The sequence below is a fragment of the Alteromonas sp. BZK5 genome (assembly GCF_014349115.1).
Taxonomy (GTDB): Bacteria; Pseudomonadota; Gammaproteobacteria; order Enterobacterales; family Alteromonadaceae; genus Alteromonas; species Alteromonas macleodii.
Map to the genome: position 1 here is coordinate 1 of NZ_JACSOE010000057.1, position 19,884 is coordinate 19,884.

Here is a 19,884-nt window from a genome sequence, read left to right on the forward strand (position 1 = left end):
CGCTGTGTGCGCTTAGGTCTTTGATTACTTGAAGTTGTCATAAAGAAGTCCTCTTTATGTCAACGTATTTTAGGACGGGACACATGAAACAAAAAAAGCGCTCCGTTCAGAGCGCTTTTCATACCAAATTTGCACTAATGAGTGCCAAATAGGCGCTTATGCTTTTTTAAGCTTCTTCTTAAGCTTTTTCAGCTTTCCTTCTTGCTTAGAAATTTTCGCCTTAGTTGCTTTAATCGCTTTTTTTAACTCTTTTTTCTTAGCCATGATGTAAATCCTTATCTTTATTTGTAGTGTTCGCTTCACTCACATAACGTTTAGCAAAGCCGCTATTGATCGCCGTGTTTGGCAATAAATTCTCGAATAAAGTGTCTAACTTCACGAGCAGCAGAAGTGTCTAGGTCTTCGCATAACGCGATAAACTGGGCACGCTCTTCGTCGTTGATTCGAATAATCATCTGACTATTCTTTTTCTTCTTTTTATTGTTTTTTTCAGACACCTTAAATCCTTGCAAATACCAATACCTGCAGTATGTCGTTCAGTGAGAATCTGCAAGTACTACCACATTATTCGAATATAAAATGTATAGCCTATGTATATACATTTCAAGATATTTTGAACTTTTCACCCTTATTTTTCATAAAAGCATAATGCTAGCGTCACATTAGTGACTTCAGGCTAAGCCAAAGTAATCCCAATAAAAATGGAAACAACGAACTTACGTAAAATCAAAAGTGAAGTAGACCATGACACAAACACAATCTATAACTCACCTATCGTGTTTCATCGAAGCAGTGGCTATCGCGAAACAAAATAAATGCAGTAATTGCGACGATTTGAAAACACTGTTGCAGCAAAAGGGATACGAAGAGTTAGTTGCAATGGAAACCGTAGAAGAATTAAGCCCGCAGCTGCCCTTAGCGTCTTAATAGTCGTATTTTGAATAGGAATAGAAAAATGCTGTTTGCGCTTTTTATCTACACACTGTGTAGCCTACTGCTATTCAGCTTTTGCGAGATTGCTCGCAAGCGTTTAAGCCAGAAACAAAAAACGGAAGCCTTGCTTCCGTTTTAAAAGAGCTATCAAATGATTATTTAGGCGACCAATCAAATTTTTTGAAAGGTTCGTCTACAGGCGTATCGGCCAAATGATTGGTATAATTACTCATCACTTTTTGCGCCAATATAAGTATGATTTCTAACAATTGCTGATGCTTGTATCCAGCACTGTAAAATGCGTCAAGCTGCGCATTATCAACATTACCTCGCCCGCGAGTTACAGCCAGCACAGTTTCTTTAAGCGTATTCAATTTGCTGTCAGACAGTGTTTCATCGTTTCGCAACTCTTCAATTAGGTCATCGCGCACTTTCATACTCTTAGCAATACCCGTATGCGCTGGAACGCAGTAATGACACGCGTGCTCTACATTCACTGCCTGCCAAACCACCGTTAACTCTTCTGCATTGAACGATGTTTCTTGCGCTAGTTTATGCAGCACTTGATAGCCTTCAAGCAAAGTCGGCGCTTCTGCCATTACTGCATGTAGATTTGGAATCATTCCAAATGCTGCTTGCGAATTATCAAGTAAAGGCTTCGCTGCTTCTGGCGCACTCTCTTTCGTGTGTAAAGTAAAATCGCTCATGTCACTCTCCTATTGATGTGATCAAAAACTGCAAGCAACGCTTTGCGCTACTCACTACTCGTATGCCAATAATAATAGGTTTACTTGAACGATCGTTCAAGCGATAATTGAACATATGTTCAAAATATTCACGTATAAGGTATGCAGCGATGAAATATGACCACGATGAGATTATAGAAAAAGCCACTACGCTTTTTTGGCAACGAGGCTTTCAGGCGGCTGGCATGCGTGATATTCAGCAGGCATTGGATATGCGCCCGGGTAGTATTTATGCGCGTTTTCAAAGCAAAGAAGGTTTATTCAAACTTGTTGTTGAGCATTATGCAGACAACAGTGCAAAACGTTTAAAGCAAGTCACAGAAGCTCAATCACCTTTAGATGCTCTTTACCACTTTTTTGAAACAGCATTAACTGGCCCCGACGAGCAACGCTACATGCGCCAGTGCTTGCTAGTTAAGTCTATTGCAGAATTAGAACTCATTGGTGATATTGCCAAAAAAGCTGTACTTGAGAGCATGCAAACCCTTAAGGCTGGTTTTAGAAATATTATTGAAGCCTGTATCGAAAAAGGTGAGCTGCCTGAACATACGCCAACGTCAACAGCCGCAGAGTGGCTTCAAAATCAGTTCGTTGGCTTACGAGCGTTTGCCTTACTGCAAGACGATAATCAAACAACTATTAAGATGATAGACAAAGTCATTATCGATTTGAAAGGACAATGGCCACAACAAACACATTAATGTAGATGAAGGCTTACAAAAACTGACGCAGTGCATTTCATGAAAATTGCCGTGAAACCAGTTGGATGAGCCCTGGTTTACTTAACTAAGCGGCTCGGAATGAACCGATTAAACCAAGTGGAAAAACCATTTTTGTCCGTTTTCAGATTAACGTAGGCTCGCTTTACCTCAACCCACTGTTCCTGGTCAACAGTCACTTTACCATCAGCAAACGGTACATATAGCTGATCGCCTTCAAAGTGGGTTCTAAATTCTAAGTAAAAGTCGCCGTGTAACTCCTCAAGTAAGGCATCGGACTCGCCCAATCCGTTGGGGAGGAAGTAATGAAACCGAGTGAGAATAAGGCTTCCTTCAGCACTTAACTGGTAACTGCCTGCATAGCCATCCCAGCAGGCAGACATCACCTCAACCTTTCCAGGGTCAGGTTTACTCTTCAACTGATAAAAGTGTTTTTCGCCTACGTCTGCTGGATGCCCTTGCCAAATATAATAAAGGCTATAGCCTTTTAGATTAACCCACGGACATTGATTGGAGAACCCTTGCGAAAATTGTACGGTCATTCCTTTGAACCTTTGAAAAAGTGAATTGATTTGAGTTCGGCAAGTGGCTAGATTTTGTGACTTTTTAAACCTAAGCAGCAGCTAAGAGAACAGTAACCGCAACAACTGGGCGATAAGTAAAATCCCCATTAAGGGCCAAATCCACTTTGCCCATTTCGCAGCATCCTCATTACTGATTCGCATTTTAGAGCGTTCTATTAGCGGTATAATCAATGCTAGCGCACCAAATAACACCGCCAGTAAAATTAACACTTCCATTATCGTAACCCTATCGCATATTTGAGCACTTCTTGTTTAGCAGGCTCTATGCGCTGCGCCACAGAAAGAAGCTGGTTTCTTATCCATTTTATGGGGGCAACGTCATTGCTAAACAAGGTATAAAACCCATCCATTGCCGTCATCATCACCAAATTATCTCGCTTTCGTGGCTTTTCATAATTGCTGATAAGCCTTTGAGAAAATACTTTATCGGTTAGCGACAATGCGTTGTCGCTACCGAATGGCTTGAATTCAGCACACACAGAAAGAAAGGTTTCTACATCTTTAAAACCTAAATTAACACCCTGTCCGGCAAGCGGATTAATAGTGTGTGCTGCATCACCAACTAACGCACAACAGCCTTTCACATAGTGATTGGCATGAGCACGCGTGAGTGGAAAAATCGCTTTATCAATAACTGAAAAGCTATTGCCATTTCTGGTCAATTCATCTGGAAACGTTTTCAGAATTTCACTTTCAAGTTGGTTCGCTTTTAAACTTTTAATCCGTTTGAGTTCGTCAGGCGAGTCGTACCAAACTAGCGAAGCGAAGTTATCAAACATAGGTAAAAAGGCTTTAGGGCCGCTCGATGTAAACTGCTGCCAGGTTACAGGTTCAACGGCGTTCTCCATCTTTATAGTGATCCCCATCGCCTGCTGCGCATATTGCCAACCTGTAGTGCCAATGCCCGCCGCCTTTCTCACCTGAGAGTTTGCGCCATCTACACCAACAAGCCAGCTCGCTTCAATGGTTCTGCCATTCGAAAGGCTGACCTTAGCCGTATTCGTTAATTGAATATCTTGCACCGTTTGTCCGGTAATGAGCTCAACATTGTCAAACTGCTTTAATGCGTGGTGGCATCCTAGCTGCAACAATCGGTTTTCCACAAAAAAGCCTAGTTGGGGCATGTCGATACTTTGTGCGGTAAAGTCTGTTCGATGGGCTGGGTCGTCCCACACGCTTAGGCCTGTGTAAGGTTTAACACGCATGGCGGCTATGTGTTCCCAAGCGCCAAGGGCTTTTAACAACGTTACCGATGCTTCGCTGATGGCTGAAACCCTTAAGTCAGGCCCCGTCTCAGCGTTAAAAGGTGCTGGTAGATACGGCTCTATCACTGCTACCTTAAACTGCTGCTGAGCAAGTCCCAACGCAAGTGCAGCACCTACCATACCGCCGCCATTAATACAAAAATCGACCATTTACTCTCCTTAAAACACGCACTTGCATTATGTCTTAAAACACAAAGCGCTGTGAAGTAAAACGTAGAACTGGCTTGCCCTAGATCAATTCTTAACGAATCGTCTCAAGATACTGGGAATATGCTTGCATAACAGGTAAAATATGCGGCTATTTTGAACATCTTCCTGTAACTGACATTATCAGTGTTTTTTACGTGGTGATTTAAGCGCCTCACGTAAAATAACATTCTGGCAGCCACCTTTTCTAAACAACGGTGAAACTGCTCTCACTTACAGGAACACTAACAGGTTATCGAATAGTTGTTATGACTAAAAAGCTGTATATCAAAACCTGGGGCTGCCAAATGAACGAGTACGACTCGGAGAAAATGGCAGACTTACTAGACTCAACGCATGGCTACAGTGCTGCAGAAAGTGCTGAAGAAGCCGATGTTATTTTGCTTAACACATGCTCAATTCGTGAAAAAGCACAGGAAAAGGTGTTCCACCAGCTGGGCCGTTGGAAAACACTTAAGCAAGATAAACCTGAACTTATTATCGGTGTGGGCGGCTGTGTAGCCTCTCAAGAAGGTGATACTATTCGTCAGCGCGCGCCGTTCGTAGACTTAGTTTTTGGTCCACAAACACTGCACCGCTTGCCTGAAATGATCAATCAGCTTCAGGGCGGCGCAAAGTCAGTCATTGACGTTAGCTTCCCGGAAATTGAAAAATTTGACCGTTTGCCTGAGCCACGTGCTGAAGGTCCAACGGCGTTCGTTTCAATCATGGAAGGCTGTTCAAAATACTGCACATTCTGTGTTGTGCCTTACACCCGCGGTGAAGAAGTAAGCCGTCCTGTTGACGACGTGTTGCTTGAAATCGCTCAGCTTGCAGGTCAAGGCGTGCGTGAAGTCAATCTTCTAGGTCAAAACGTTAACGCGTATCGCGGTGAAAATTACGACGGTACAATTTGTCGTTTCTCTGAGTTGCTTGAATTAGTAGCGGCCATAGACGGTATCGACAGAATTCGTTACACCACCTCACACCCGGTTGAATTTACTGATGACATTATAGAAGCATACGCGTCTATTCCGGAGTTAGTAGACCACCTACACTTGCCTGTTCAAAGCGGCTCTGACCGTATATTGAACTTGATGAAGCGTGGCCATACAGCAATCGAATACAAGTCTAAAATGCGTAAGCTGAAGAAAATTCGCCCGAACATTAGCTTGTCGAGTGACTTCATTATTGGTTTCCCAGGTGAAACAGATGCCGACTTTGAAGCCACCATGGATTTGATTCAGGCAGTCGATTATGACCTTAGCTTCAGCTTTATTTACAGTGCTCGCCCGGGTACGCCTGCTGCCGACGCAGTAGATGACGTAAGTGAAGAAACTAAGAAGCAACGTCTTCACCTACTACAGCAGCGTATTACGCAACAGGCTCTTCGTATTGCTCGTCACATGGTTGGTACAGAGCAGCGAATATTGGTTGAAGGTCCGTCAAAGAAAAACCCAATGGAGCTTTCGGGACGTACTGAAAATAACCGTGTAGTGAACTTCGAAGGCACACCAGACATGATTGGCGAATTCGTTGATGTAAACATCACTGACGTATTCACTAACTCATTACGTGGTGAAGTTGTGCGCAGAGAGAGCGAAATGGGCTTGCGTGTTGCCGTTTCGCCCCAATCTATCATGGCAAAGCATCAGGCAGATTTGCCAGATGAGCTTGGCGTGGGTCAATTTAACCCAGCCTAAATACATTTTATAGCGAGGAAAAAAGTAGCTTGAGTACATTGGTTAGTAACGAATTTGAATTAGAACCGGCAGATAGCAAACGTTTGTCGAGTTTATGTGGCCCCTTTGATGACAACATTAAACAAATTGAGCGCAGGTTAGGGGTAGAAATTACCTACCGAAATAACGCATTCAAGGTGTTGGGTGAACCGCAGCAAATAAAAAGTGCCAGCGAATTACTTAAGCTTCTTTATATAGAAACTCAGCCTATTAAGGGCCGTATTCCCGAGCTAGAAGCGGAACAAGTTCATCTTGCCATTCAAGAAGCCCGTGTTATTGAAAAAGACGCAACAGGCGGCTACGGCAAAGAAGTGAATATTAAGACCAAGCGCGGTGTGATTAAGCCGCGTAACCCTAACCAAGCGCAATATGTGGCGAACATTGTAAACCACGATATTACTTTTGGTATTGGACCTGCTGGTACGGGTAAAACCTACCTAGCCGTCGCTGCTGCTGTGGACGCGCTTGAGCGACAAGAAATTCGCCGTATCTTGCTTACCCGCCCGGCGGTAGAAGCGGGTGAAAAGCTCGGTTTCTTACCCGGCGACCTTTCACAAAAAGTTGACCCGTACCTTCGTCCGCTTTACGACGCCCTATTTGAAATGTTGGGCTTCGAGAAAGTAGAAAAGCTTATGGAACGCAACGTCATTGAAGTTGCACCGCTGGCCTATATGCGCGGTCGAACGCTGAACGATGCCTTTATTATCCTGGATGAAAGTCAAAACACCACGGTAGAGCAAATGAAAATGTTCTTAACCCGTATTGGCTTCAATTCAAAAGCGGTGATCACCGGAGACATCACGCAGGTAGACTTACCTCGCGGTGCAAAATCAGGTCTTCGTCATGCTATTGAAGTGTTAAGTGAAGTGGATGACATTTCTTTCAACTTCTTTAACGCTGAAGACGTGGTCCGCCACCCAGTGGTTGCGCGCATCGTAAGAGCCTATGAAGTGCACGATGCTGAACAAGAGCGTCTTCGCAAAGCACGTAAAGAAGAAGCGTTGCGACTTCAACGTGAACAGGCTTCTCAAGACGATAATGCCACGCAAACGAAAGACGACAACGCATCGTGAGTGCCATTATTGATGTACAGCAAGCGTTTGAAGGTGACGAGGCCATTTTGTCGGCCATTCCCTCACCTTCGGAACTTGAGCTTTGGGCTAACGCCGTGCTCAAGTACGAAGGGTTAGCTGAGCAAGAAGTGACCATTCGCTTTACTGACGAAGCCGAAAGTCAAAGCCTTAACCATGAATACCGAGGAAAAGATAAACCCACAAATGTTTTATCTTTTCCGTTTGAAGCGCCTCCAGGTATAGAAATAAACCTTTTAGGCGACCTGGTTATTTGTGCCCCCGTTATTAGTCGAGAAGCCGAAGAACAGCATAAAGACGTAAGCAACCACTACGCGCACATGACTGTTCACGGGCTATTGCATTTAATGGGTTACGACCATATTGACGATGCGGAAGCTGAGGAAATGGAAAGCAAGGAAATTGATATTCTTGCGCACCTTGGCATTGCTAATCCTTACGAATCTATTGATTAACAATTCAATATAAATCATTGTTAGTTAAGTACTTTAACACTTAATAACAATAAAACATTGACGACCAGCGAGAACCATTTTAACGTTGGCGTTGAACTAACAATTAAACGGACATTATGAGCGACGATAATCCTCACTCTACCAACGGCTCATCAGGCAAGAGTTGGTTAGATAAACTAAAAAATTCAATTTCTGGCGAGCCGAGAAGTAAAGAAGAGTTAGTATCGGTTATTACTGATGCTGAACAGAACGAAATCATAGACCCACAAACCCGCGAAATGATTGAAGGGGTTATTGGGGTAAATGAAATGCGAGTAAGGGATATCATGATCCCTCGCGCTCAAATGACCACCATCGATGTAGAGCAAAAGGTAGAAGAGTTTTTACCTGTAATGCTTGAATCTGCTCACTCCCGTTTCCCTGTTATCAGCGAAGATAAAGACCACATCGAAGGTATCCTGTTAGCAAAAGATCTTTTGGCTTTTGCATTTAACGCGGAAAAAGAATTTAACCTTCGCGATATTCTTCGCCCAGCGGTTATTGTTCCAGAAAGCAAACGCGTGGACGTTCTGCTTAAAGAGTTCCGTCAGCAACGCTACCACATGGCCATTGTTGTAGACGAATATGGCGGTGTGTCTGGTCTAGTCACGATTGAAGATATCCTTGAAATTATCGTGGGTGAAATTGAAGACGAATACGATACGGAAGAAGATGGTACCGATGATATTCGCCCGTTAAATAAATCAACATACTCTGTTAAAGCCTTAACGCCGGTTGACGATTTTAACGAGTTTTTTGAAACCAAGTTTAGCGAAGAAGAAGCCGACACTATTGGCGGTATTGTGCTGAAAGCGTTTGGTCATATGCCTGAAACCAATGACGAAATCACCATTGGCGACATTCAATTTAAAGTGACTAACTCTGATAAGCGCCGACTTATCCAACTTAAGGTTTCAGTGCCTTCGCTCGAATAGTGAAGTAACGCAAACTACGCCTGTTTCAGCATAGGGCAGCATGATTTTATGCGTGCTCACCCTATGTTGACGTAAGAACTCTATTAACCACGATCAGATGACTCCTATGCTGAAACGGTTTACTCCCCACCTTCTTCTTTTACTAAGTGGTGCAAGCTTAACCCTTGCTTTCGCTCCCTTTAACATGTGGCTTTTAACTATTCCTGCGCTTGCACTTGCTATACGTCAGGTGATAAAGCTCAAACATCGTCCATTTTTAGCCGGATGGCTGTTCGGTGCGGGATGGTTTGGAGCGGGTATAAGCTGGGTTCATGTGAGTATTGCCGACTTTGGCGGGCTTCCCATTGCGGCATCTATTGGCATTATGGCGTTGCTATGTGGTTACTTATCGCTTTATCCTGCGCTTGCCACCAAGTTAACCGCCAAGTACTTCTCTCCCCACTTGTGGCCAATGGCGTTACCTCTTTTCTGGGTTGCGGCTGAGTGGTTACGAAGCTGGATGCTAACCGGCTTTCCATGGTTATCTATAGGGTATAGTCAATTAGAGAGCCCTCTTTCAGGCTTTGCGCCAATCATCGGAGAAACGGGAATAAGCGCGCTTATCGTTATCAGCGCTACGCTATTTGCGTTGATACACAATAAGCGAACTTTCGCCAACGCAGTGCTAGTGGCGCTGTGCTTATTTACCAGTGGCTACCTTCTTAAACAACATACTTGGGTTGCCCCCCAAAAAACCTACTCAGTAGGCATGGCTCAAGGCAACATCGCGCAAAGTCTGCGATGGGTGCCAGAGCAAGATGGTCCAACCATGGACACCTACTGGAAATTAACTGAAAGCTTATGGGATAACGACCTCATCATTTGGCCTGAAGCCGCGGTCCCTAAGTTAGAACCATTAGCCCAACCTTATCTTGCTAAAGTTAACGAAAGAGCCTTTCAAGAGAACACGGCACTTATTACGGGTATTGTTAATTACAACTGGGAAACTGATGAAGCGTGGAACAACCTAATTGTGCTAGGTAAACGTACGCCAGATGCCGCTTATCCCGACTATCAATATTTCCACAACAACCGATTTTCGAAACATCATCTATTGCCCGTAGGCGAATTCGTACCCTTTGAAGACTGGCTTCGCCCGCTCGCTCCCCTATTCGATTTACCTATGTCATCATTCTCTCGCGGTGACTATCAACAGGCAAACCTTGAAGCTAACGGCATTCACCTAGCCCCCGCTATCTGTTTTGAAATTGCGTTTCCTCATCAAGTGATGGCAAATGTATATGAAAATACCGACATGATCATAACCGTGAGTAATGATGCGTGGTTTGGTCACTCACATGGGCCTGCTCAGCATTTGCAGATAGCGCAAATGCGCGCCCTTGAGTTAGGCCGCCCTGTCGTTAGAGCGACAAATAATGGCATTACGGCTTTTATAGACCACAGAGGCGAAATAACTGCTCGGCTACCTCAATTCATGGCAGGTAATATTTCGGCGCCAGTTGTCGCAACCAGAGGGTTTACACCGTATTACCATCTTCAAGAGCTAGGTGTTTGGTTTATAGTTATTTTGCTATTTGTTAGTGCGTTACTTCTTAGACGAAGACAGAGTTGATCTGTACAAGTTAAAGGTACCGACACAATAGTCATTCAATAATAATACTAACTCGATGTAGGACATGTTGAACTTGTTTTTTTGCAAAGTTCAATGTGTGCTAATTAAGGAAATACTTGTGAACTGGGTTTCTCTTTTTTCAAAAAAACTACTCACCTTTTCTATCACTGCCATTGTTTGCTCTACTGCTGTTTTCGCAGAGACAACGGTAATTACTGCAGATCGCATGATTGACGTTGCTAACGGGAAAGTCGTCAAACAGGCGGCTGTTATTGTAACGGACAATATAATTACTGCATCTGGTCGTCTTAAAGACCTGACAGTTCCAAACGAAGCAACACGTATTGATTTAGGCAATGCAACGCTAATGCCTGGGTTAATGGATATGCACGTACACTTAACCAGTGATGCAACTCGACACGGGTACAAGCGTTTAGAAGTATCACTGCCCCGCGCGGCTATTACTGGCGTTAAACACGCTAAAGCAACGTTAGATGCAGGTTTTACCACTGTGCGTAATGTGGGTGCACCTGGTTTTGCTGATGTTGCGTTAAGAGATGCCATCAACGCGGGCGACGTAGTGGGACCGCGCATGTTTGTAGCTGGGCCAAGCCTAGGCGTAACTGGCGGCCATTGTGACAGCAATCTTTTGCCCTATGAGTATGACAATTATAGCGAAGGTGTAGCCGATGGCCCGTGGGAAGTACGCAAAAAAGTACGTCGAAATATTAAGTACGGCGCTACCGTGATCAAATTCTGCGCTACAGGTGGCGTTTTGTCTAAAGGCACAAAAGTAGGTGCACAGCAGTACACATTCGAAGAAATGAAAGCCCTCATTGATGAGGCCCATTTACGTGGTTTGACAGTAGCGACTCATGCTCATGGCACTAATGGCATTAAAGCAGCCATTAAAGCGGGTGTAGATTCAGTAGAACACGTAAGTTTGCTTGATGACGAAGCGATAGATTTAGCGAAAAAGAACGGTACTTACTTCTCTATGGATATTTACGTAACTGAATATATTCTGGGTGAAGGAGAGAAAGCCGGTATTCTAGAAGAAAGCCTGAATAAAGAGCGTATTGTTGGTAAAACTCAGCGCGAAAACTTTGAGAAGGCAGTTAAAGCTGGTGTAAATATGGTATTTGGTTCCGATGCCGGGGTTTACCCTCACGGTGATAATCCTAAGCAGTTTGCCCGGATGGTGAAGTTCGGTATGACCCCCATTCAGGCTATTCAAGCTGCTACTATTAACCCTGCCCGCTTACTGAAACAAGAAGCTACCCTTGGAAGTTTGGAAAAAGGTAAGCTGGCAGATATCGTCGCAGTGCCCGGCAACCCACTAAATGATATGAGCCTTATGGAAAAAGTGGGCTTTGTTATGAAAGATGGACAAATTGTGAAGCAGTACGCGATGTGATGAATGGCCGCTAAAAGAAAATCTTTAGTTTGTAGTTCATAGATTGCAGCTTGCTGCACGGAGCAGAGGATAGTCGCTACGCAAGGTCAATAGCTTAGCAAAACATCACACTGCATCAGACTAAGAAATAAAAAACGGCGCTAACTTCATTTGAAGTAGCGCCGTTTTTGTTAGCAGCAACTACCTTACAACAGATAGGTAGTCTACCCTGTTAAACGTTACCTGCCGCCTGGATAGCAGTAAGTGCTATGGTAAATACAATATCGTCAACCAATGCACCGCGACTTAAATCGTTAACGGGCTTTCGCATGCCTTGCAGCATTGGGCCAATACACACTAGATCGAAGCTACGCTGTACCGCTTTGTAAGTGGTATTTCCGGTATTGAGGTCAGGAAAAACAAACACGTTTGCCTTACCAGCAACAGGGCTATTTGGTGCCTTGCTCTTGCCCACACTTTCGATAGCCGCTGCATCGTATTGAAGTGGACCATCAATAAGTAAATCAGGGCGAAGGCTTTGCGCAATTTTGGTCGCTTCTCTCACCTTTTCTACATCGCTTCCTGCACCTGACGAACCAGTGCTGTAGCTAATCATCGCAACCCGCGGTTCAATACCAAACATTTGTGCAGATTCCGCAGATTGAATAGCAATATCAGCGAGCTGTTGAGCGTTGGGATCTGGGTTAATTGCACAGTCGCCGTAAACCAAAACTTGGTCAGGCAACAGCATAAAGAATACTGACGACACCAAAGACGCGTTTTCAGCGGTCTTTATTAACTGGAGCGCTGGGCGAATAGTGTTCGCAGTTGTATTTACTGCACCTGACACTAATCCATCCACGTCATCTTGCTGAAGCATCATCGTGCCCAGAGTTACGTTATCTTCTAACAACTCTTGGGCAACCACTTCCGTCACACCTTTATGGCCGCGTAGCGCCACTAAGCTCTCAACATAGTCTTTTTTAATGGCCGACGGCGAGAGAATTTCAACGCCTTCGCTCAGTACAACACCTTGCTGTTCTGCTACCCGTCTAATCTCAGTTTCATCGCCTAGCAATACAGGACGAGCAAGACCCCGTTTGGCACAAATAGAGGCCGCCACCACGGTTCTTGGCTCGTTTCCTTCAGGAAGCACAATGCGTTTATTTACCTGCCTTGCACGGTTTGTTAGGTAAAAACGAAACGCTGATGGAGAGAGTTTTTTCTGGCGCGACACTTTTTGGGTAAGTGAATTTACCCAACTTGCGTCTAAACTTTCCGCAGTGTGAACCATCACCTTTTCAATGCGTTTACTGTCATCTACAGGTACTTCCTGATTAAAAGCGTGAAGTGCTTGTGCTGTTTGCCACGTATTGGAATTTACCAGCATAACCGGTAAGCCCGTTTCCATGGCCTGGCTACACAACGCCATAATGTTTTCATCCGGCTGATAGCCGCCGGTAAGCAAGAGCGCGCCTAGCTTTGTGCCGTTTAATGCAGCTAAACAGCACGACACAAAAACATCGCCGCGATCACCCGACATTACAAGTAGCGCCCCCGGCTTTAAGGTGTGCGTCATGTTGTGAATTTCTCGCGCGCAAAACGTGACACTACTTAAACGCCGCTCAGCCAGCTCACCTTCGTTTAACAAGCTAGCGTTAAGATGCTTCGCTACGTCGGTGGCGCGAGGAGATACTAAATCAGCGCTCCAGTCAATTGTGCCAAGTAGACTCAAGCCCTTTTTGAAAATAGGCAAATCACGTAACGCTTGGGATCGCTCTTCGTCGTGCTCAGGGGCTTCTATTGCGCCAATATCAGCGCGTAAGCGACCATGTTCATCAAAAGGCGCGTTAACCTTATTGAAGATACAGCCCACTACTTTTTGACTTTTGTGACCGCCATAGGTGTCTACAACGATTTCGAGGCGATGATTGATATCCGTGGTCGACTCATTTCCCGGCACAGCCACGAAAACGATGTCGGCATCAAGTGCCCGACTAATTTCTAAATTCAGGCGTTCTGCATAAGGATGATGGCGAGTTGTCACCAATCCTTCAATAACAGTAACAGCCTCTTGAACATTGCTTTCTTCAAACCGCTCGATGATCTCCTCTAAGAGTTCATCGGTGCTGTCGTTACTGATCATTCGCTCTACGTATTCAAGCTCGAAAGGCGTGATGGGAGACACACTGGCATGGTGCGCAATAATTGCTGTAGAGCGCTCTTCGCCGTTATCGCCTTTGCGCGGCTGTGCAACGGGCTTAAAGAAATTGAGCTTTATGCCTTGTTCCTCGATAGCACGAACAAGGCCCATGCTGACCGTAGTTAGGCCAACACTTGTGCCTACGGGGATCAACATAATTCTGCGAGACATAGTTACTCCTGCTTTTGCTAACGCGTTGGCGTTGCTTATATAATTTACGCGAAGGTTGCAGCTTCTGCGGCTATCACCCATTCTTCATTTGTAGGCACAACATAAACTGCCGTTGATGCGGTATCAGCGGTAATCTTTCCACCTTGACCAAATCGCGCGTCGGTATTTCTTTGCTCATCTAAGCTAATTCCAAAGTGGGCGAAATACCCCATAGTTGTCTCACGAATAAGCGATGAGTTCTCCCCTATTCCGCCTGTAAATACAATAGCGTCTAACGTGGGTACGGCTACCATATAACCCGCGATGTATTTAGCTAAGCGATAGCAAAAAATTTCAATGGCCAATAATGCACCTTCGTGACCTTCAAGCGCCGCATCTTCAAGGGTTCGACAGTCGTTACTCAGCTCTGAGATACCAAGTAATCCAGACTGTTTGTTCAGTAAATCACTTATCTCATCTGCGGTTTTGCCAAGCTTCTTCTGCAGCGTTCCCGGTAGACTCGGATCTAAGTCGCCACAGCGAGTGCCCATAACTAAGCCTTCAAGAGGAATAAAGCCAAGGCTTGTGTCTACTGCCACACCTTTTTCTATAGCCGACACACTGCAGCCATTGCCTAGGTGGGCACTGATAATGCTGGTATCTGAAACCGGCTTCTCAAGAATTTTTGCCATGCTATCAAGTATGAACTTGTGACTGGTTCCATGGAATCCGTAGCGTCTTATGCCGTGCTCGCGATAAAGCGACATGGGTAAAGCATAAATGAAGGCTTTTCGGGGTAAGGTTTGAAAGAAAGAAGTATCAAATACGACTACGTGAGGCAGGTCAGGGTAAGCCTCTTGCGCCGTGACGATCCCCTTTAGGTTCGCCATATTATGAAGCGGAGCCATGCTTGCATAATCTTCAATTGCTTTTAGTACGCTATCATCGACAAGTGCAGCCTGCTTAAACTTTTCACCACCATGAACAACACGATGCCCTATTGCGATAGGCTTAACGCCCGTACTAGCGATAACTTCTGAAATTGCGCTTAACGCTTCGGTATGGCCAGCTTTTTCAGGTAGTGCGCGTTTTTCTTTTTTGCCGTTTAACTTGTAAGACAAACTAGCATCACTATTACCTAGTGCTTCAGCAATACCAGACAGTCCAGCCTCTCCAGTGTCAGCGTCAATTATCGCGAACTTTACGGACGAACTGCCGCAATTTAAAACTATAACTTCTTTCTTCATTTTTTAAATTTACAAATAAAAGTGGTAAGACATTTTGCTTAACCAAATTGTAGCATTTATAAACAACCGGATTGGTTAAACAATTGCTAAATGTTTTATAAAAAACATCGCATACACTTACTGTATGTGAGGTTTTTTCTCAATATTTATTGAAAAGCACGCGATTCATTTCATGCCGTAAAAAAAGAAACAAATAAAACCAATAAATACATACACTTAAAATTAAATCCAAGTTTTTTGAAAAAAATATGCATTTTCTTTCTTGAAAAGTATTTGGGCCATTCCTATATATGTTTTGTCGGCGCTGAAAGGTCAGGTCGACAAAACCGCCGCCGCAGAGTCGGGGCATTTAAACTTTTAACATATTGCTTAATTTTGAGGATATGACTATGCGTACTATCGATCTATCTCCACTTTACCGTTCATTCATTGGTTCTGATCACCTAGCTTCTTTAATTGATGCAGCATCTCGTGCTGAGAAGCAAAGTACCTACCCGCCGTATAACATAGAGTTACTTGGCGATGACAAGTATCGTGTAACCATGGCTATTGCCGGCTTTAGTAAAGACGACGTCTCTATTCAGGTTGAAGAAAACACGTTGACGATTACGGGAACGAAGAAAACGGAAGCGGACGATAAAGAAAGCAAAGAGCGTAAGTTCTTACACAAGGGCATTTCAGAGCGTAACTTTGAGCGTAAATTCCAACTTGGCGACCATGTAAAAGTGCTAGCTGCAGATATGGAAAACGGTCTGTTACACATCGATATGGAGCGAGTCGTTCCTGAAGCCAAGAAGCCTCGTCAAATAGAGATTGGTTCTCGTTTAATTGAAAATTAATAGTTAGTTTCTTGGTTTGTTTCCCAACTTTTAGCGGCGCCTTTCGGCGCCGTTTTTTTTTGGGGCTTTAAAAAATCGCTTTAAGTTAGCGCTTACCTATTACTCAAGCGTTGTCGATTTCAATGGCGTAATCAGCTTTACCTGATTCACCAGACTTATAGTTACCTCGAAGATTTTTCCCCGTCAGTTCACCTGTAGCAGACCCTTCAATTGATATAAATTCGCTGCTTGCAACTCCATTCTCAAACTTACCGGCATGCTGAAAAGTAACCGTGCCGCGCATACCGTTTACTACGCCAACGAAGGTTTCAAACCCGGTAAATTTGGCAGACATCTGAGATTGATAAGACATCAAAAACTCGACATTAGATTCGCCACTCATTTCACCAGAATACACCTGCTTAATACTAGCGTGAGATACCTTAATTCCCTCTGATCTTTCACTAAGTGTGTCTTCGTCCCATTGAGTAATGGAAAAACTTCCTTTGAACGCCATAAATATCTCTTTATAAATGGTTTTTAGTTATAAACTGTAAACCCTAGCTTCTCAGAAAGAAAAAAACAGTCAGCAAATTGTAACAGGGTGTTTAGATAATCCCCTTAAGCATGGCTAACCCCACTGCGTTACAGGTGCTTGCGTCCTTGATTTCTCCACGTTTTATTTTCTCCTTTAACTCATTTAAGGAGAGTGAAACAACGCGCAAGTCTTCTTCCTCGACATCGAGTTTTTGTGCGCCTTGGGTGAGGCCTTTAGCTACATAAATGTGATAACCCTGATTACAAAAACCGTATGCTAAATATTGAAATCCCACATATTCCATTGAATCTGCAGTTAAGCCAGTCTCTTCTTTAAGTTCACCTTTCGCCAATTCAACAGGGTCGACATCAGGGTTACTTTCCCATGCACCTTGAGGCAACTCAAGCTGGCGCTCTTTTATGGTATAGCGATATTGCTCAACCATGTAAACCGTATCGCCTTCTATAGGTAAAATAATAGCGAAGTCAGGCTTTTCCACCACGCCGTAAATGCCTTCGTTTCCACTGCTGCGTTGTATTTTGTCTTCTCTTACGCGAAGCCATTTGTTTTCGTACACAACTTTTGTATCTAGTGTTTTAATATCAGCCATGCCTCACTCCTCACTCACTGTCTTTTTCGTTTCGAAGAAAACCTGCACTTTCTTCCGTCTCTTTAAGTGTTAGGCGATCGTCAGGGTTTTTATTAAACGCTCGGGTTTGTTGATTAACTTGATGAATGGTACTTGCATTGGCTAAGTCTGATTCATTAGTGATTGAAGCGATGGTCTCTCTACCGCGTAAGAATGCTTTAATTTCGTCGACGATTTCCTTCAATTCTCCGTCGTTTTTGTTCATTCCCATTACAAAGCGCGGGGCTTCCAGATTGTTCATACCGCTAGTGGCGAATATAGAAGTGTTAATTCGGCTAGTAATGATCCACGGTGTGATACTGCTTCTAACTACGACATTTTCAGACCGCGTAGAATAGTGAATAGCCATACCTGTTGAAACTCTAGACTCGGTATACGTGCCTTCGGTTTTCATGTACATAAGCAAAGAGTTAAAGTTCAGCTCGCCCCAAAACATGTGAGACGCGTTGTTTAAAATACTTCCTGCCGCTCTGAAAGTAAGCCAAGCGAATATCAGCATGAGCAAATTATTGACCATAGAAAAAGCATTGTTCAACAGTGCGCTGTTATCTACACCGATATTGATAACCAGATGTAGTAGCTCAGCAAGCTGTACGCCAGATGAGTAAAACAATACCGCGGCAACAACGACGGCAACTTGCGCAATGGCGCTCAACGCTACCTTAGCCCCTTTGGGTAATGCTAACCCCTCACTGAGGGTTGGCTGAGTTTCTATCAGTAATTCCCCTTCGAAACTCCCCTTCCCTTCAGCCTGCTCTTTAAGCTTAGGAACAAAGTCTGCGTATATTCTGTTTGGGACTTCCTTGTAACGACGGTTGGCAAGCACGATGTTTTCAATATTGATAAAAATCTCATTGGGATGAACAGACTCTTGCATGTTTGCTCGAAATTCGCTGACTTCAGTTTGCGGTGTCACTAAATCCATGCGCTTTTTAAGTAAGGGAAATACAAGACCTATCACCACGCCAATACTGATGAAAAGGTACACAAAATTCAGCCAAGCGCTAAAAAAAGCATGTTCTTCAGACCAAGTTTTAAGTTCATTGATATTACTTCCCACCACACCATCGAGAAACACACCCGCACCAAGAGGAACGACTAGTGCTAACCCAATGATCACACCAATTGATAACCCTCCCGCTTTAGCAAGTTGCGAGTTTCCTTCGTTATGGATGCCCTTTGCCGTAGAGGTCCAGTTGGCAACAAAATAGATAAGCAATACCAAAGAAAGAACAGGCATAACGACAATTTTTGCTACTTCACCTGCAAAGCCATTACTTACTAAAAAATAGACGATGGCGTAGGTAACTAAGCCCACGATAAGTGTCGCCCCCATGGCTAAAATTTCTTGGGCAAGATGGCGTAGCGGGTAAGGTAAAAAAACAAGCTTAGGAAAAATGCTGTGAACTAGCCGAGCGAGCCAGCCTTTTGGTTCCTCAAAGGTAGTATTTCGTCTTCCCATAAGCATAGAGTGCAGTGACTCTTTCGAGTAAAGCAGGGATTTTTGCTCTGCCTGAGCAGCATCTTGTTCAGATTTTGAGAAGTTGTAGGCCAGTGAAGTGGGAACCGTTCTACCTACAAAAAAGCGCATTAGTTGGAGGATACCAACCGCCGTATGGCGTATTCCCGATACCACTAAAACAAAACCCACCGCTAGCAAGGTATAGCCTTTCACCTTGTTGGCTTCAAATATTGCCGGTACGGTGAAAACAACGTAAACCGCTAACAATAGCGTTAAGACACCACCCAGTGTTCTAAGCGCTCCTTCTGTCTTAAATGGGTTCTTTATCCCTAGCGTCTGAGAACCAAAATCATAAGCCATGCTGCATCCTTTCGAAAAAAAAGGAAAATCATACTTAGAGTAAGATGATTGAGCAATGATTACTTACTTGAATCTCTCTACACGGTATCGAAAAGGCTTAGTAACTGATAAAAGATATCAATAAATGAGCTAGTGTATGAGAAAAGCAGAGAATAATTAAAAAGTATGGGAGTGGAGATAGCCAGCAGAAGGACTCTGCTGGCTTGCGTAGTTAGATATATTCTACTTCGATGATTTCAACTTCAACTGCGCCGGCTGGCGTTTGAATCGTTACCATGTCATCAAGCTCTTTGCCTATTAGGCCACGAGCGATAGGTGAATTAACCGAAATCAAGTTGTTCTTAATATCAGCTTCGTCATCACCAACAATACGGTAGGTGGTTTCTTCATCGGTATCGACGTTTAGAATGGTTACGGTAGTACCGAAAATAACCTTACCCGTATTTTCCATTTTGGTAACGTCGATAATCTGTGCATTTGATAGCTTGCCTTCAATATCTTGAATGCGGCCTTCACAGAAGCTTTGCTGCTCACGGGCCGCGTGATATTCAGCATTTTCTTTTAAGTCACCATGTTCACGTGCTTCGGCAATAGACTCGATAATACGTGGGCGTGTTTTGGTTTTTAGCTCATTTAATTCGTCACGCAGCATTTGAGCGCCGCGCGCTGTCATTGGATACTGACTCATGAATACCGTCTCACTTAGCTAGTAATTTAAACAGAAAAGTGCGCCGCGAAGGCGCACTTTTTATTC

General features: G+C 44.0%; 20 protein-coding genes. 9 read left to right on the forward strand and 11 right to left on the reverse strand.

What is annotated here, in order from left to right; genetic code table 11:
• Positions 1–326: 326 nt before the first annotated feature.
• Positions 327–497: a hypothetical protein gene (locus tag BIZ39_RS15205; protein WP_014949001.1), complete on the reverse strand. Its 171-nt coding sequence runs from the start codon at positions 495–497 to the stop codon at positions 327–329.
• 247 nt (positions 498–744) lie between these two features.
• Between BIZ39_RS15205 and BIZ39_RS15210 the strand changes: the two genes are divergently transcribed.
• Complete coding sequence (locus tag BIZ39_RS15210) at positions 745–927, forward strand: hypothetical protein (RefSeq protein ID WP_014976139.1); 183 nt, start codon at positions 745–747, stop codon at positions 925–927.
• 161 nt (positions 928–1,088) lie between these two features.
• Here the strand turns inward: BIZ39_RS15210 and BIZ39_RS15215 are convergent, their stop codons facing one another.
• Positions 1,089–1,640: a carboxymuconolactone decarboxylase family protein gene (locus tag BIZ39_RS15215; protein ID WP_014948999.1), complete on the reverse strand. Its 552-nt coding sequence runs from the start codon at positions 1,638–1,640 to the stop codon at positions 1,089–1,091.
• Between the two features lie 149 nt (positions 1,641–1,789).
• On the opposite strand from BIZ39_RS15215, the gene BIZ39_RS15220 reads away from it, so the two are divergent.
• Positions 1,790–2,380 carry a TetR/AcrR family transcriptional regulator gene (locus tag BIZ39_RS15220; protein WP_014976138.1) on the forward strand — a complete coding sequence of 197 codons (591 nt, stop codon included), beginning with the start codon at positions 1,790–1,792 and terminating at the stop codon, positions 2,378–2,380.
• 77 nt (positions 2,381–2,457) lie between these two features.
• Here the strand turns inward: BIZ39_RS15220 and BIZ39_RS15225 are convergent, their stop codons facing one another.
• The 3 genes from BIZ39_RS15225 to BIZ39_RS15235 form a co-directional block, all read right to left on the reverse strand.
• Positions 2,458–2,940 (reverse strand): hypothetical protein, encoded by a 483-nt coding sequence (locus BIZ39_RS15225; protein ID WP_168533282.1) that lies wholly within the window; start codon positions 2,938–2,940, stop codon positions 2,458–2,460.
• 81 nt (positions 2,941–3,021) lie between these two features.
• The gene (locus BIZ39_RS15230; protein WP_014948996.1) at positions 3,022–3,198 is read right to left on the reverse strand and encodes a hypothetical protein; all 177 of its coding nucleotides are present in this window, start codon (positions 3,196–3,198) and stop codon (positions 3,022–3,024) included.
• Complete coding sequence (locus BIZ39_RS15235; RefSeq protein ID WP_187447368.1) at positions 3,198–4,397, reverse strand: FAD-dependent monooxygenase; 1,200 nt, start codon at positions 4,395–4,397, stop codon at positions 3,198–3,200. The genes BIZ39_RS15230 and BIZ39_RS15235 overlap by 1 nt, the downstream gene beginning before the upstream one ends.
• A 305-nt stretch (positions 4,398–4,702) precedes the next feature.
• On the opposite strand from BIZ39_RS15235, the gene miaB reads away from it, so the two are divergent.
• The 6 genes from miaB to BIZ39_RS15265 all read left to right on the forward strand — a co-directional run bounded on the left by miaB (position 4,703) and on the right by BIZ39_RS15265 (position 11,724).
• Positions 4,703–6,136: a tRNA (N6-isopentenyl adenosine(37)-C2)-methylthiotransferase MiaB gene (gene miaB / locus BIZ39_RS15240; RefSeq protein ID WP_014948994.1), complete on the forward strand. Its 1,434-nt coding sequence runs from the start codon at positions 4,703–4,705 to the stop codon at positions 6,134–6,136.
• Positions 6,137–6,165: 29 nt separating this feature from the next.
• A complete protein-coding gene (locus BIZ39_RS15245; protein ID WP_039216249.1) occupies positions 6,166–7,248 on the forward strand; it encodes a PhoH family protein in 1,083 nt (360 codons plus the stop codon).
• Complete coding sequence (gene ybeY, locus BIZ39_RS15250) at positions 7,245–7,721, forward strand: rRNA maturation RNase YbeY (RefSeq protein ID WP_014948992.1); 477 nt, start codon at positions 7,245–7,247, stop codon at positions 7,719–7,721. Before BIZ39_RS15245 ends, ybeY begins: the two co-directional genes overlap by 4 nt.
• Positions 7,722–7,837: 116 nt before the next feature.
• Entirely contained in the window at positions 7,838–8,695 is an 858-nt protein-coding gene (gene corC / locus BIZ39_RS15255) for a CNNM family magnesium/cobalt transport protein CorC (protein ID WP_014948991.1), read from the forward strand.
• A gap of 106 nt (positions 8,696–8,801) precedes the next feature.
• Positions 8,802–10,307, forward strand: coding sequence for an apolipoprotein N-acyltransferase (gene lnt / locus BIZ39_RS15260; protein WP_187447369.1), 1,506 nt, complete (start codon positions 8,802–8,804; stop codon positions 10,305–10,307).
• Positions 10,308–10,425: 118 nt separating this feature from the next.
• On the forward strand, positions 10,426–11,724 hold the full coding sequence (locus BIZ39_RS15265) for a metal-dependent hydrolase family protein (RefSeq protein ID WP_187447370.1): 1,299 nt from the start codon (positions 10,426–10,428) through the stop codon (positions 11,722–11,724).
• Positions 11,725–11,935: 211 nt separating this feature from the next.
• Here the strand turns inward: BIZ39_RS15265 and pta are convergent, their stop codons facing one another.
• Together pta and BIZ39_RS15275 are read right to left on the reverse strand one after the other, a co-directional pair.
• Positions 11,936–14,077 (reverse strand): phosphate acetyltransferase, encoded by a 2,142-nt coding sequence (pta, locus tag BIZ39_RS15270; protein ID WP_168533276.1) that lies wholly within the window; start codon positions 14,075–14,077, stop codon positions 11,936–11,938.
• A 44-nt stretch (positions 14,078–14,121) separates the two neighbouring features.
• Positions 14,122–15,303, reverse strand: a complete 1,182-nt coding sequence (locus BIZ39_RS15275; RefSeq protein ID WP_168533274.1) for an acetate kinase — start codon at positions 15,301–15,303, stop codon at positions 14,122–14,124.
• A 389-nt stretch (positions 15,304–15,692) separates the two neighbouring features.
• Between BIZ39_RS15275 and BIZ39_RS15280 the strand changes: the two genes are divergently transcribed.
• Complete coding sequence (locus BIZ39_RS15280) at positions 15,693–16,142, forward strand: Hsp20 family protein (RefSeq protein ID WP_187447371.1); 450 nt, start codon at positions 15,693–15,695, stop codon at positions 16,140–16,142.
• 103 nt (positions 16,143–16,245) lie between these two features.
• Here the strand turns inward: BIZ39_RS15280 and BIZ39_RS15285 are convergent, their stop codons facing one another.
• The 4 genes from BIZ39_RS15285 to greA form a co-directional block, all read right to left on the reverse strand.
• Entirely contained in the window at positions 16,246–16,638 is a 393-nt protein-coding gene (locus BIZ39_RS15285) for a DUF3224 domain-containing protein (protein ID WP_187447372.1), read from the reverse strand.
• Between the two features lie 91 nt (positions 16,639–16,729).
• Positions 16,730–17,269: an NUDIX domain-containing protein gene (locus tag BIZ39_RS15290; protein ID WP_014976126.1), complete on the reverse strand. Its 540-nt coding sequence runs from the start codon at positions 17,267–17,269 to the stop codon at positions 16,730–16,732.
• 10 nt (positions 17,270–17,279) lie between these two features.
• Positions 17,280–19,130, reverse strand: a complete 1,851-nt coding sequence (locus BIZ39_RS15295; RefSeq protein ID WP_187447373.1) for a hypothetical protein — start codon at positions 19,128–19,130, stop codon at positions 17,280–17,282.
• A 211-nt stretch (positions 19,131–19,341) separates the two neighbouring features.
• A complete protein-coding gene (gene greA, locus BIZ39_RS15300; RefSeq protein ID WP_014948981.1) occupies positions 19,342–19,818 on the reverse strand; it encodes a transcription elongation factor GreA in 477 nt (158 codons plus the stop codon).
• Between the last annotated feature and the right edge of the window lie 66 nt (positions 19,819–19,884).

Bases quoted from the DNA above. Each gene is read 5' to 3' on its own strand.
- BIZ39_RS15230 (WP_014948996.1), bottom strand. From the start codon at position 3,198: ATGGAAGTGTTAATTTTACTGGCGGTGTTATTTGGTGCGCTAGCATTG.
- BIZ39_RS15295 (WP_187447373.1), bottom strand. From the start codon at position 19,130: ATGGCTTATGATTTTGGTTCTCAGACGCTAGGGATAAAGAACCCATTT.
- lnt (WP_187447369.1), top strand. From the start codon at position 8,802: ATGCTGAAACGGTTTACTCCCCACCTTCTTCTTTTACTAAGTGGTGCA.
- BIZ39_RS15235 (WP_187447368.1), bottom strand. From the start codon at position 4,397: ATGGTCGATTTTTGTATTAATGGCGGCGGTATGGTAGGTGCTGCACTT.
- BIZ39_RS15285 (WP_187447372.1), bottom strand. From the start codon at position 16,638: ATGGCGTTCAAAGGAAGTTTTTCCATTACTCAATGGGACGAAGACACA.
- BIZ39_RS15220 (WP_014976138.1), top strand. From the start codon at position 1,790: ATGAAATATGACCACGATGAGATTATAGAAAAAGCCACTACGCTTTTT.
- BIZ39_RS15280 (WP_187447371.1), top strand. From the start codon at position 15,693: ATGCGTACTATCGATCTATCTCCACTTTACCGTTCATTCATTGGTTCT.
- miaB (WP_014948994.1), top strand. From the start codon at position 4,703: ATGACTAAAAAGCTGTATATCAAAACCTGGGGCTGCCAAATGAACGAG.
- BIZ39_RS15290 (WP_014976126.1), bottom strand. From the start codon at position 17,269: ATGGCTGATATTAAAACACTAGATACAAAAGTTGTGTACGAAAACAAA.
- pta (WP_168533276.1), bottom strand. From the start codon at position 14,077: ATGTCTCGCAGAATTATGTTGATCCCCGTAGGCACAAGTGTTGGCCTA.
- greA (WP_014948981.1), bottom strand. From the start codon at position 19,818: ATGAGTCAGTATCCAATGACAGCGCGCGGCGCTCAAATGCTGCGTGAC.
- corC (WP_014948991.1), top strand. From the start codon at position 7,838: ATGAGCGACGATAATCCTCACTCTACCAACGGCTCATCAGGCAAGAGT.
- BIZ39_RS15215 (WP_014948999.1), bottom strand. From the start codon at position 1,640: ATGAGCGATTTTACTTTACACACGAAAGAGAGTGCGCCAGAAGCAGCG.
- BIZ39_RS15225 (WP_168533282.1), bottom strand. From the start codon at position 2,940: ATGACCGTACAATTTTCGCAAGGGTTCTCCAATCAATGTCCGTGGGTT.
- BIZ39_RS15210 (WP_014976139.1), top strand. From the start codon at position 745: ATGACACAAACACAATCTATAACTCACCTATCGTGTTTCATCGAAGCA.
- BIZ39_RS15275 (WP_168533274.1), bottom strand. From the start codon at position 15,303: ATGAAGAAAGAAGTTATAGTTTTAAATTGCGGCAGTTCGTCCGTAAAG.